The organism is Brochothrix sp. (genome assembly GCF_017549435.1).
GTDB lineage: Bacteria > Bacillota > Bacilli > Lactobacillales > Listeriaceae > Brochothrix > Brochothrix thermosphacta.
The window spans coordinates 1-12,600 of sequence record NZ_JAFYUW010000022.1 but is presented as its reverse complement, the minus strand read 5'-3'; the positions used below and the strand labels follow the sequence as shown (position 1 = coordinate 12,600).

The window sequence follows — 12,600 nt, the reverse complement described above, 5'->3', positions numbered from 1 at the left end:
ACACCAAATAGGTTGTTTTCGTTCTCGCCTTTTCCAATTTCTTCAGTTCTGAATGGGCTTATTTTACTTTTAGTATTTTGTATCCAGTATAATAAGCCAAAATTTATGAAATTTTAAAACAAACAAAAATACATTAGACTTGAAATTCAACTTTGAGATACGAATTTTTTCTCCAACTACAACAACCGGTGCTTTTTGCTATTTCAAAAAACTCATCAGGCACAGATAGCCTCCCTCGTTTTTCTACAATCGCTTCAACACCAAATAGGTTGTTTTCGTTCTCGCCTTTTCCAATTTCTTCAGTTCTGAATGGGCTTATTTTACTTTTAGTATTTTTCTTGAGAGGCGTTTCAATCCATAAAACAGTGGGATTGCGCTGATCATCAATGGGATGTATACAACTGCTAAGTGCCATTGGAAGAGGTTATCTAACGCAAATATCTTCCCACCAAAAATAAATAATGCTAAGAAGAGGCTAATTGATGTTGCTATCATTAAACCGATTTTCCAATTAAATGGTTGTGATACATAATAAAGTGCAACATAACAAACCATTCCTGTCATCCAAACTGTAATTGTTGATGTTTCATTATAGGTCCAACCGAATTGTTGACCAATTATTAAAATTATCATCGCATAAATGACAACACTGACGCCACTTGCTAAAGCGGGCTCCAAAACATTTTTTAGAAAGCGCCCTTTAATAGGTGCAACATTTGGTCTTAACGCTAAAAAGAATGATGGGATGCCTACTGTTAATGAACTAATTGGGCTTAATTGTATGGGTTGGAATGGATAAGGTGCTGCAATAAAAATAAATAACACCGCCAATATAATAGAGAACACTGTTTTTGTAAGGTACAATGATGCTAATCGTTGAATGTTATTGACCACTTTCCGTCCTTCCAAGACGACTCCGACCATTGAATCAAAGTTAGAGTCTAATAATACAAAGTTAGAGATGCCTTTTGCTGCATCACTCCCATTCTCCATCACAATACTACAGTCTGCTTTTTTCAGTGCCAATATGTCATTGACGCCATCGCCTGTCATACCTACTGTTCGTCCATTTGCCTGCAATGCTTCTACCAATGAACGTTTTTGTTCAGGGCTAACACGTCCGTATATACGATGTGTTTTTACTAATTCACGGTAGTCTGTCTCTGCTGGCAATTTACTCATATCAATCATTTGATCTGCTCCTGAAACACCGGCGCGTCTTGCAATTTGTGCAACGGTCTGTGGGTGATCTCCTGAAATGATACAAATCTCAACATCTTGTTTCATAAAATAGGCCAAGGTTTGTGGTGCTTCAGCACGAATCTCATCTTCCAAATAAATAAAGCCAATTAACTCTAAAGAGTTGGGTAATGTTTGATTCGATAACGATGTTGCTGTTTTAGCAACGGCTAATACGCGTAAGCCATTGCTTGTCGCTTTGGCCATTGCTTGCGTTTCTAGTTCAGAAAACGAGTCAAACAAGTATTCAGGTGCACCCATAACAAAACTCTCACCATGCCCGTACTCTACAGCACTCCATTTACGTGCTGAAGAAAATGGAATTATATGTGCTGTTTCCCAGTCCGATTCCTTTTGTTTGAAGTTTGACATGAGTGCTAATCCAGTGGCATTGTCTTCGTTCAAATCATGTGAAACGTGTCCGATAATCACTTCGAATTCCTCAGTTGTGAGCCCGTTGACGGCTGTGACATCTGTCACTTTTAATTCGCCACTTGTAAGTGTTCCTGTCTTATCTAGACAAAGAATATCAACACGTGCTAGCGTTTCAATTGAGCCCATTGTTTTAACCAATACACGTCGTTGTGTTAATCGAATAACGCTGATTGCTAAAGCTACAGAAGTTAATAAAATTAAGCCTTCTGGAATCATACCAATCACTGCGGCGGCGGTTCCTAATATTGCTTGATTAACATCCATATTACTGAAACGGCTAGTAATAAAAAGTATTGCTCCTATCGGAATAATCCCAAATGTTAACACTCTGATAATCCGTTTCATCGTATGTACCAGTTCACTGTATACTTTTTTCGATCCTTTTGCTTCCATCGTTAATTTAGAGGTATAACTATTTTTTCCTACATGCGTTGCTTCAATCAAGGCGGTGCCACTGACTACAAAACTACCCGAAAAGACTTTATCTCCTGTATTTTTGAGAATAGCATCCGCCTCGCCTGTCAACTGAGATTCATCGCACTCGATGCCACGCGTCTCTAGCACAATCCCATCAACCATTACTTGATGCCCACGTTTAATTTCAATGAGATCATTTTTAACGATTTCATCCTGTGCAATTTCATATTTTTGGCTATTACGTATAACTGTCGCTTTTGCTTGGTTCAATAACGTCAATTCATCTATATTTTTTTTGGCTCGTAGTTCTTGATAAATCCCAATGGTTGTATTAACAACAATGACACCTAAAAAAAGCAAATTTTTATAACTGCCAGTATAAATAACAAAGCTGGCAATGATTAGATTAATAAAATTAAACAATGTCAGGCTATTTTCAAGGTATATTTGTTTAAAACTCCGCGTCATTGGTTCTAACGCTTCATTTGTTTCCCCGCGTGCCTTTCGTTCTTCGACTTCAGCGAAGGAAAGGCCTGGATAAGTATTTTTATCTGCCATAAAGCCTCCCATGGTGCATTTTTAAAAGCCTTTCCATCGTGTTAAGCGTTGATTTAACAGGCTATTTGTCACTCATTATAGCTAACCGTTTGGTTGATTGCAAATGATAGTACAAAATAAGCGCTCGACATGTTTAAAGAACGTTAGTACCTATTTTCATACGATAAAAAAACTCACCACAATCAAAAGCGATATTTCTGCTACTTTTGTAGTGGTGAGCTTATATTACAGAAAATTAGTTAGCAAGAATAGCTTTTAATGCCGCTATACAGCCTTCGTTTTGTTCAGCTGTTCCGATTGTTATACGCAACCAACCTGGTCTCAAACCAGCTCGTACGATGTAACCACGTTTTAGTAACGCATCAAAAACTGGCGCTGTTTCACGCTCAATATTAAAGAAAATAAAGTTAGTTTGTGAAGGATAAAAGTCATAATTATTCGCGGAAAGGAACGCTTCCCATTGCGCCATAACCAAACGATTGTTTTTACGACATTCCGCAATAAAAGCCTGATCTGCTAAGGCAACACTTGCTGCTGACTGAGCCACACGTGAAGTATTAAATGGTAGTCTCACAACATTTAATTTATCATTAAGTTTTTTTGATGTGACACCAAAACCAATACGTAATGCTGCTAAACCATAAGCTTTCGAAAATGTGCGCATTACCATTAAGTTTGAATGTTTTTCTATCAATGGCATTGTATCTGGATAATCTTCAGCAATCGCATATTCAGCATAAGCTTCATCAACAATAACCAACACATGATCTGGCACACGACTTAAAACATTAATTAGTTCTTCATGTGAAAAATAAGTTCCGGTCGGGTTATTGGGATTGCAGAGCCATAAAATTTTAGTGTTGTGGTCAACCGCTTCCATCATCGCTTTTAAATCATGAAAACCATCTGTATCAACTGGCACTGATTTAACTTCTACACCCTCAATATCAGCATGTAGTGCGTATTGTGAAAAAGTCGGTGTCGCTTGTACAATGTTATCACCAGCTGTTAGAACAGCACGGCTTACAATTTGGATTACTTCATCTAGTCCAGCACCAATAACAAGTTGTTCGCCATCTACTTTATAAAAATCAGCTAATTCCGCACGTAAATTAACGGCATACCCATCAGGGTAAATCGATGTGTCTGATAACGCTGCGATAGCAGCTGCTTTTGCTGCTTTAGATGAACCTAATGGGTTTTCATTTGATGCCAGCTTCGCAATTGAAGTCAAACCTAGTTCTTTTTGAACTTCTTCAATCGGTTTTCCGGGCTTGTATGCTTGTAAATCGTTCAAGACTGCTTTTATTTTGATAGACATCTGTTTCGCTCCTCTATAACGTTTTAATTTCTTTGCGATCGGTTGTTTTTGATAACTTCCCTTCACGGCTTTGTAACTCCGCTTCCAGTTCAGCAAGGGTGATGTCTTTTTCAGCGAGCAACACCATCACATGGTACATCAAATCTGCGACCTCTAGTAAAATTTCTGGTTTATCATTATTTTTGGCTGCAATCACAACCTCAGTTGCCTCTTCACCAATTTTCTTAAGAATTTTATCCTGACCTTTATCAAAAAGATAGTTTGTATAACTGCCTGTTTTTGGCGTGATTTTACGTTGATTAATTTCAGTCATTAGACGTTCAAGTGCTTCCATGTAATCTCCTCCAAACTATTCTCTTTCGCTCTATTATATACAAAGCGCTTCCCATTCTGCAACCTTAAAACAATATTTAAAAAAGCATAGAATAATGAGGCTTTTCCATGCTCGTCAACTTATTGAAGTTCTTTAAAAAAGCAGGATTTTGCTCCTGTATGGCAAGCGCTCCCACCTTGTTGTTTCACTCGAATTAATAAGGTATCATTGTCACAATCTGTAATGATTTTACACACTTCTTGATAATGACCACTGGTTGCACCTTTATGCCACAATTCGTCGCGGGATCGTGAATAAAACCAAGTATGCCCGCTGGTTAATGTTTTTTGGTACGATTCTTCATTCATATAACCAAGCATAAGCACATCACCTGTTAAGTCTTCTACAATAATAGCAGGAATTAAGCCCTCTTGTTTCGAAAATGCTAATTCAGTCATACACGCACCGCCAATCCATTGTTTGCCAGTTCTTCTTTTACCTGAGCAATACTCACGTCACCATAATGAAAAATAGAAGCGGCTAATGCGGCATCCACGTTTGTTTCTTTGAACACATCAACAATATGTTGGGATGTGCCACAACCTCCTGAAGCAATAACTGGAATAGACACAGCTGCAGTGATAGCATTAAGTAGTTGAATATCGTAACCATCTTTCGTACCGTCTTTATCCATGCTCGTTACCAATAATTCACCTGCACCCAAAGCTTCCACCTCTTTTGCCCAAACAATGGCATCTAATCCTGTCGCAATACGTCCACCTGCGGAATAGACTTCCCATCCCGTCACACAGCGCTTCACATCCATCGCAACCACGATGCATTGCGAACCAAATTTTTGAGCCCCGTCTGTAATTAATGTTGGTTGCTTTATTGCTGCCGAATTTAATGAAATTTTATCTGCACCTGCTTGCAACATGGCTTTCATTTCAGCCACTGATTGAATCCCTCCACCCACTGTTAATGGAATAAACACTTCCGCGGCAGTACGTTCCACAACATCAATCATCGTTGCTCGTTTTTCTACGGTGGCTGTAATGTCTAGAAAAACTAATTCATCAGCACCTTCGGCATTGTATTGTTTTGCTATCGCGACGGGATCACCCACATCTTGTAATTCTACAAAGTTAACCCCTTTAACAACACGACCCGCAGTTACATCTAAACAGGGAATGATTCGTTTAGTTAGCATTATTTTCCACCTCCACTACTTCTGCCATTGTTAGTTTTCCTTCATAAAGCGCCTTGCCGCTGATTACCCCGTATAAACCTAACTGTGAGCAAGCCAACAAATCTGCTTTTGATGAAATCCCTCCTGATGCTATCACATCAAGTCCTGGTACCGCGTTTATTTCTGTGAGCTCCATTAAGTTGGGGCCACTCATCGTTCCATCACGACCGATGTCTGTATAAACAATCCGCGTGACGCCACGACGTACCATTTCTTGAGCTAAATCAAGGTAACTCACTGTGCTGGTTTCTAACCAACCTTCCGTTGCGACTTTACCTGCACGCGCATCAATTCCGACAACAATTTTTTCCGTGCCAAAACGTGTTATTGCTTCTTCGACTAATTCAGGTGCTTGTAAAGCAATCGAACCTAAAATAACGCGTGATACACCTAACTTTAATAGCGCTTTGATTTGAGCGATTGTCCGAATCCCACCACCTAATTGAACAGGAATATTGACTGCCTCAACAATGTTTGCCACAACATCAAGGTTAGCTGAAGCACCTTGCACGGCTCCGTCTAGATCAACGATGTGTAAATACCGCGCCCCTGCGTTCTCGAATGTTCGCGCTTGTGCGACTGGATCAGGATTAACAATGGTTTTTTTATTAAAATCACCTTGGTAAAGCCTCACCGATAAGCCGTCTTTTAAATCGATTGCTGGGAAGATGAACATGCGACCACCACCTCTTTAAATAATTTTAAAACTTGAAACCCTGCATCACCGCTTTTTTCAGGGTGAAACTGTGTTCCAAAGACGTTGTTTTTCTGTACAATTCCAGGTATTTTAACGCCATAATCACTGCTCGCCAAGATATAGTCCGAAGCAGTCACCGCATAGTAAGAGTGAACATAATACACATACGTGTGGTTCACTAGATTAAATAATGAGTCTTGCTGGCTTTCAAGCTGATTCCATCCCATATGTGGCACCTTTAAGTTTGATTCGGGTAATCGTTCAACACGACCAGGGATTAATCCTAGCCCTCGTGTTTCACCGTACTCTGTACTTGAGTCAAATAAGAGTTGCATACCTACACAGACGCCCAACAAAGGTTTTCCGTTTTGAACGACCTCTTTAATGAGTGTATCTAAACCACGTGCCTCCATATTTGCCATTGCCTGAGCGAAGGCGCCCACGCCTGGTAAAATAATACCGTCGCTTTGACGAATGATGGCGGGATCAGCGGTAATAATATGTTCTAAACCGATATGTGTCAATGCTTTTCCAACACTGCGTGTGTTACCAGTATCGTAGTCCACCACGGCAATCATAATAAACTCCCTTTCGTTGAATTGACACCGTTGATACTTGTATCAATCGTAACCGCTTCACGTAAAGCACGGCCAAAAGCTTTAAAAAGCGCTTCAATTTTATGATGAGTGTTTGTGCCATACAACACTTTAACATGACAGTTCATTTCAGCATTGAACGTCACTGCTTGGAAAAATTCTAACACGAGCTCTGTGTCAAATAAACCTAATTTAGGATTGCTAAAGTTCGCATCAAATACCAAATATGAACGGCCACTTAAATCAATTGATACTTGACCAAGCGCTTCATCCATTGGTACAAACTGAGTACCATAGCGTACAATTTGCGATTTATCACCGAGTGCGTCTTTCAAACATTGTCCCAACACAATACCAATATCTTCAACTGTATGATGTGCATCTACTTCAATATCACCCTCTGCTTTTACAATTAAACCAAAACGGCCATGTTTTGCAAATAAGTGGAGCATATGATCAAAAAAAGGCACGCCTGTTTGGATATCGATTGTTGTTTCATCATCAAGATTAAGGGCTAAGAAAATTTGTGTTTCACCTGTTTTACGACTTAACTCTGCTGTTCGCATATTATTCCTCCTCAAATCGAATTTTTATCGCTCGCGCATGTGCATCTAAACCTTCTTTTTCTGCTAAATAAATAACATCATTCATATCTCTTTTAAGAGCATCTTTTGTATAGGAAATAAACGACGATTTTTTACAAAAATCATCCACATTAAGACCAGAAAAGAAGCGTGCGGTGCCACTTGTCGGTAATATATGATTTGGACCGGCGAGGTAATCACCTAATGGTTCCGAGGCATAGGCACCTAAAAAGATAGAACCTGCATTATGAATGGCTGCTAAATGACTCATGGCATCCGTTACTTGAACTTCTAAGTGTTCAGGAGCTATGACGTTAACTACTTCAAAGGCTTCAGCTAAAGAGTTTACCACGATGGCTGTACCATAGGTTGCAATCGCTTCACGAGCAATCGCTTCTCGCGGCAGATCGCGCAGTTGTTTTTCGACTTCAGCGGCAACTGCTGTCGCTTGTTGCAATGAAGGGGTGACTAGGATGGCTCGAGAACGTTGGTCATGTTCAGCCTGTGACAATAAATCAGCTGCGATAAAACGTGGGTTAGCAAACGCATCTGCAACGACAACTACTTCAGAGGGACCCGCAATCATATCAATGCCTACCTGCCCAAAGACTTGTTTTTTTGCCGTTGCAACATACACATTCCCTGGTCCGACGATCTTATCAACTGCTGTAATTGACTCTGTGCCATATGCCAAAGCTGCAATAGCCTGAACACCGCCTACTTGATAAACTTCTGTCACACCTGCAATCTTTGCAGCTGCCAAAATATAAGGATTGACACCTGTTTCACTCGGTGGTGTTACCATCGTTATCCTTGGAACACCCGCAATTTTAGCTGGCAACACATTCATTAACACGGAGGATGGATAAGCTGCCGTACCGCCAGGCACATAAACGCCAACCGCAGCAATCGGTCGAATCAATTGCCCGCGTATAATACCTGGTTCGTTTGCATCCATATAATTATGACGTTTTTGCTGTTCGTGATAAGAAGTGATGTTTCGTTTTGCATGTGTCATTGCTTGAATAAAAGCAGGTTCGACTGATTGGTAGGCGGCATCAATTTCGGCCTCACTCACACGAAAATCGGCTAACGTGACATGATCGTATGTTTCAGTATATGAACGAATGGCCGTATCTCCTTCAATCTTTATCTTCTGAAGCATTTCACTTACTTGTGTTTCGATGGCTTGATGGCTTGTTGCTTCACCTTGGTCCCATTCGCTGAGAAGATTTCGAACAGCATCAACTGTCATTTTTTCAATTTTCATACGTCAGCCTCCTGTCTGTTTTCAATGTAAGTGTCTAAACGATCAATCAAATCAAAAATCGGTTGCGTATGTTTTTTCAGTGCTGTACGATTAACGATTAAACGCGCGGATATAGGTGCTAATTTATCAAAAATGACCAAACCATTTTCACGTAATGTTTCACCTGTTTCAACGATATCCACAATAGCATCTGCTAACCCTAATAGTGGTGCGATTTCTACTGATCCTTCTATTTTAATGATTTCGACATCTTGACCTTGCTGGCGAAAATAATGAGCGGCTACATTTGGGTATTTTGTTGCAATGACTTTTCGACGCTGGCTTTCTGGGTCATAGCTTGGAACGGAAGCCAAACAAAAATCACATTTTCCAAATTGTAAATCCAGCATTTCAAAATCATCTTTACCATTTTCTAGCAACACATCTTTACCGACAATACCGATGTCTGCCACACCATGTTCAACATAGGTAAGAACGTCGACGGCTTTGACAAGAATGAAGCGGAAATCACGATTCTGACTTTGAAGGATGAGCTTGCGTCCTTTATCTTTAACCTCTGTACAATCAATACCAAGTGACTCAAGGATACGTATTGTTTCTTTTTCTAAACGGCCCTTAGTGAGTGCAATTGTAATTGGTGTAGTCATGATGTCTCCCCCTTTTCAACAGACTCAGTCGTAACGCCGTCTTTTTGACAAATAACAAGCGTCTGAAAGCCATGTTCTATGGCATATTCACGGGATTCAACGACTGTTTCACATACGCTCAATTCATACAACGGTCCCTGAGCACGTTTCAATGCATCAACAACTGCTGCTTCCTCGTAGTGGATCAATGTGCGAATGGCTTTATTCGTTGGTTCGCTTTGTTGTTGTTTCAGGCGTACAATTTCATCGAGATTAACGCCCACTCCAACTGCGGCGCGTTTTTGACCTTCAAAACGTTGGAATAGATCATCATACCGTCCCCCACTTAAAAATTCAGTGGCCGAAGATGTGGCATAACCTCTAAAAATAACACCTGTATAGTATTCAAATGTTTGAACCATCCCTAAATCCACACTTAGTGCCGTGCCATAGCCAAGTAAGGTTAATTGATACACAAGTGCTTCAATACGATCGATCGCTTGATGAATCGAACGACTGGTTGTTAACCCACGAACATGTGTCAGCAACGACGTTTCTCCGAATAAACGTGGCAATTCTAACAAGAATGCTTTCTCTTGTGGGTGTTCCGCTGCAAAAGCTCGAATACCTGATAAGCTTTTACTTGTTAACAATGAAGCAAAGTGCAATCGTTGTTCTTCATCAAGACCTAATTCACGGCAAAGTGACTGATATATTTCTGCATGACCAATTTCAATGGTTGTATCGTCTAATTCAACGGCTTGTAAGCTTTGGATAACAGTTGCAACAGCCTCAACTTCTGCTTTTAACGGATCACCACCGATGATTTCAATACCCGTTTGCATTTGCTCGTTATTCTTACCGGTATAATCATCAAATACGCGAAATACCTTGCCGCTGTATGTTAATTTCAACGGCCCTTTCAAACCAATCGTTGAAACCACGCGACCAATCGGCAATGTCATATCAGGGCGTAAAGCTAACGTACGACCTCGATCATCAAAAAATTGATAGAGCCTTTGTTCACGTTCTTCGCGCCCTCTTGAAAAAACATCTTTATACTCAAATGTCGGCGTTTCAATCTGACGATATCCCTTCGTATAAAAAAAAGCCATCATCTTATACGCTGTTTCAGTCATTTGACGTGATTCACCAAACAATTTATCGCGTGTCCCATAGGGTAATGCTCGATTCCAACTCATTTAAGCCCTCCTTCATTCCGTTTCGCTTTATCTTGTTATCATAGTAACGTACTAAAGCGTTTTTATCAAGTATTTTTTATCTATAAACAAAAAATTCTGATTTTTCAACAACTGAATGGGTCTATATAATTGTATAAAAAAAAGATAGAGCATTAAATACTCTATCTTTCGCTTCTATTATTTCACAACGCGTTTTGCGAAGCTTGGTTTATAATATTTTGTTTGTGTTACTTTTACACGATCGCCTGGTTTAGGTGCATGTACCATCTTACCTTGACCAATATAAACACCGACGTGGTAAGCAGCTTTTTCGCTGCCGTAAAACAATAAATCACCTGGTTGTACTTGCTTCAAGTTAACTTTTTTCGCTTTCACTTTTCCTTGTTGTTGAGAAGTACGTGGAAGCTTAGTTTTAACTGATTTTTTATACACATACTGAGTTAGGCCTGAACAATCAAAACCTTTTGTTGTTGTTCCACCCATTTTGTATTTAACACCAATCGTTTTCTTTACTTCTGAAACAATTTTTCCTTGTTTCGTCGTTGCTGCAGCTGCTTCATGCATTGGAAAAACACTGCTAAAAAAAGCAACAAGCATTAAAATTGATAATAGACGTTTCATGCAATCTAACCCCCAGATAATTTAAGCGCTTCACATATTACCCCTAATACGTCAGCTACTCTGATATACTTAACTTTTTAAGAATACCATGCTTATATTACAGTTAGATTGCAGTTACTTTAATATCTTAAGTGTTTTTACTTTTGATACCTGCAATAAGATTGAGGATACCTTGTAGAGAAAATATCTCGAAAATCCCCATAATGATTAAAGTAATGCCCCAAGCACGTGCAGGTTTTTCTACAATACGGAGTTGGCTATTGGCAATAAAACCAAGAGTCGCCAATATGATATGATATAAACCCCATAAAACTACCATTAATATTAATTGATTGAGCAGATTTTCAGCATCCGCTTGCTCTGGATAACCGTATTCGACAAGGCTCTGCTGCAACTCTGTAATATTTGTTTGACTATACAATAGATAGGCACTGAAAAAAGTGATGAGTCCGACAAAAACATTAACAATTGCGGCAATGAGTACCATGGTTATACTTGCTTTCCTTTTCACTTTGATACACCTCCTTTTCCTCTTTATTTAATAGGTCTCTTCTATTAAAACATACTTCATTAAAAAGCCAAACTAATTACAGATAAAACACGTTTACAAATCGGTCTATTTATGTTTGACGAAAATAAATAGTTCTCATTAACTAGTTACAAAATATTTGCAAAACAATATTATGGACTTATTTAGCTTCTACAGCTTGTAGAAACGGGATTTGACGCTTAAGCAATACAGCGAATTATTGTTCTTTTAAAATAACTAGTAAAAAATGAGCTGGCTATTAATCAAATACGTGGTATAGTTAATATATATAGTAGGAGGTGAAATATATGAACATGCATCCTGTTGATTCAGAAGAAATCATTAGCATTGGATACAGCCAATCGAAACAAGAATTACATGTTGAACTATCTACCTCAACGAATGCCTACCTTAACGTACCTTCTTATATTTTTCAGGGACTTATGTCGGCGGCTTCAAAAGGAGAATATTATAACGTCTATATCGAAAACAGCTTTGAACATCGTCAAGTTACCGAAGCGTAAATTAAATTTACAGTGTATGCTAATCTTGAGTCCAAAAGGATTCAGGGTTTTTATTTTGGTTTGATATTCAAATGAAACATAAAACGAAACCTTTACGCTCACCAGTCTACTCTTTATCCAAATTAATTAAAAATTATTCACACAGCTATCTTTTGATAGTTGTTTTTTTTGAAATAAAAAAGCCCCCCGTTTAAAGGGTGGCTTCTAAAAAGTAATAACATAGCTATGTTTTTATTCGAAAATTATTTTTCGTTGTCAATTGGGATAAATGAATCATCCAAGATTTCACGTAAAACACCTGCTGAGTTTTCCATTGCTTTTTGTTCTTCTTCATTCAATGGTACTTCAGCAATTTTAACGACACCGTTAGCACCTAATACAGCTGGTGTTCCAACATATACATCGTTTAATCCGTAATT

14 protein-coding genes and 1 pseudogene are annotated in these 12,600 nt (G+C 39.0%); 1 reads left to right on the top strand and 14 read right to left on the bottom strand.

Annotated features, from left to right (window positions below; all coding sequences use genetic code 11):
- Positions 1-315: 315 nt before the first annotated feature.
- The 13 genes from IKV95_RS01470 to IKV95_RS01410 all read right to left on the bottom strand — a co-directional run bounded on the left by IKV95_RS01470 (position 316) and on the right by IKV95_RS01410 (position 11,639).
- Positions 316-2,649: an HAD-IC family P-type ATPase gene (locus tag IKV95_RS01470; protein ID WP_287451333.1), complete on the bottom strand. Its 2,334-nt coding sequence runs from the start codon at positions 2,647-2,649 to the stop codon at positions 316-318.
- Between the two features lie 235 nt (positions 2,650-2,884).
- A complete protein-coding gene (hisC, locus tag IKV95_RS01465) occupies positions 2,885-3,964 on the bottom strand; it encodes a histidinol-phosphate transaminase (RefSeq protein WP_287451335.1) in 1,080 nt (359 codons plus the stop codon).
- A gap of 19 nt (positions 3,965-3,983) precedes the next feature.
- Positions 3,984-4,304: a phosphoribosyl-ATP diphosphatase gene (hisE, locus tag IKV95_RS01460; RefSeq protein WP_051457168.1), complete on the bottom strand. Its 321-nt coding sequence runs from the start codon at positions 4,302-4,304 to the stop codon at positions 3,984-3,986.
- A gap of 119 nt (positions 4,305-4,423) precedes the next feature.
- Positions 4,424-4,741, bottom strand: a complete 318-nt coding sequence (gene hisI, locus IKV95_RS01455; protein ID WP_029092010.1) for a phosphoribosyl-AMP cyclohydrolase — start codon at positions 4,739-4,741, stop codon at positions 4,424-4,426.
- The gene (gene hisF / locus IKV95_RS01450) at positions 4,738-5,493 is read right to left on the bottom strand and encodes an imidazole glycerol phosphate synthase subunit HisF (RefSeq protein WP_069128569.1); all 756 of its coding nucleotides are present in this window, start codon (positions 5,491-5,493) and stop codon (positions 4,738-4,740) included. The genes hisI and hisF overlap by 4 nt, the downstream gene beginning before the upstream one ends.
- Positions 5,483-6,208 carry a 1-(5-phosphoribosyl)-5-[(5-phosphoribosylamino)methylideneamino]imidazole-4-carboxamide isomerase gene (gene hisA, locus IKV95_RS01445; RefSeq protein WP_069131969.1) on the bottom strand — a complete coding sequence of 242 codons (726 nt, stop codon included), beginning with the start codon at positions 6,206-6,208 and terminating at the stop codon, positions 5,483-5,485. Before hisA ends, hisF begins: the two co-directional genes overlap by 11 nt.
- Positions 6,181-6,807, bottom strand: a complete 627-nt coding sequence (hisH, locus tag IKV95_RS01440) for an imidazole glycerol phosphate synthase subunit HisH (RefSeq protein ID WP_106786958.1) — start codon at positions 6,805-6,807, stop codon at positions 6,181-6,183. Before hisH ends, hisA begins: the two co-directional genes overlap by 28 nt.
- Positions 6,804-7,391: an imidazoleglycerol-phosphate dehydratase HisB gene (hisB, locus tag IKV95_RS01435; RefSeq protein ID WP_069136070.1), complete on the bottom strand. Its 588-nt coding sequence runs from the start codon at positions 7,389-7,391 to the stop codon at positions 6,804-6,806. Before hisB ends, hisH begins: the two co-directional genes overlap by 4 nt.
- 1 nt (position 7,392) lies before the next feature.
- Positions 7,393-8,679, bottom strand: a complete 1,287-nt coding sequence (hisD, locus tag IKV95_RS01430; protein ID WP_483296355.1) for a histidinol dehydrogenase — start codon at positions 8,677-8,679, stop codon at positions 7,393-7,395.
- A complete protein-coding gene (hisG, locus tag IKV95_RS01425; RefSeq protein WP_036027554.1) occupies positions 8,676-9,326 on the bottom strand; it encodes an ATP phosphoribosyltransferase in 651 nt (216 codons plus the stop codon). The genes hisD and hisG overlap by 4 nt, the downstream gene beginning before the upstream one ends.
- On the bottom strand, positions 9,323-10,507 hold the full coding sequence (gene hisZ, locus IKV95_RS01420) for an ATP phosphoribosyltransferase regulatory subunit (protein ID WP_287451332.1): 1,185 nt from the start codon (positions 10,505-10,507) through the stop codon (positions 9,323-9,325). The genes hisG and hisZ overlap by 4 nt, the downstream gene beginning before the upstream one ends.
- Positions 10,508-10,684: 177 nt before the next feature.
- Positions 10,685-11,128 carry a C40 family peptidase gene (locus tag IKV95_RS01415; protein ID WP_069119579.1) on the bottom strand — a complete coding sequence of 148 codons (444 nt, stop codon included), beginning with the start codon at positions 11,126-11,128 and terminating at the stop codon, positions 10,685-10,687.
- A 127-nt stretch (positions 11,129-11,255) separates the two neighbouring features.
- The gene (locus tag IKV95_RS01410; protein ID WP_069119577.1) at positions 11,256-11,639 is read right to left on the bottom strand and encodes a DUF4064 domain-containing protein; all 384 of its coding nucleotides are present in this window, start codon (positions 11,637-11,639) and stop codon (positions 11,256-11,258) included.
- 326 nt (positions 11,640-11,965) lie between these two features.
- Between IKV95_RS01410 and IKV95_RS01405 the strand changes: the two genes are divergently transcribed.
- Positions 11,966-12,181 (top strand): KTSC domain-containing protein, encoded by a 216-nt coding sequence (locus tag IKV95_RS01405; RefSeq protein WP_029092020.1) that lies wholly within the window; start codon positions 11,966-11,968, stop codon positions 12,179-12,181.
- Between the two features lie 242 nt (positions 12,182-12,423).
- On the opposite strand, the pseudogene IKV95_RS11175 reads toward IKV95_RS01405, so the two are convergent.
- Positions 12,424-12,600: pseudogene (locus IKV95_RS11175) on the bottom strand (L-lactate dehydrogenase); the annotation flags it as partial.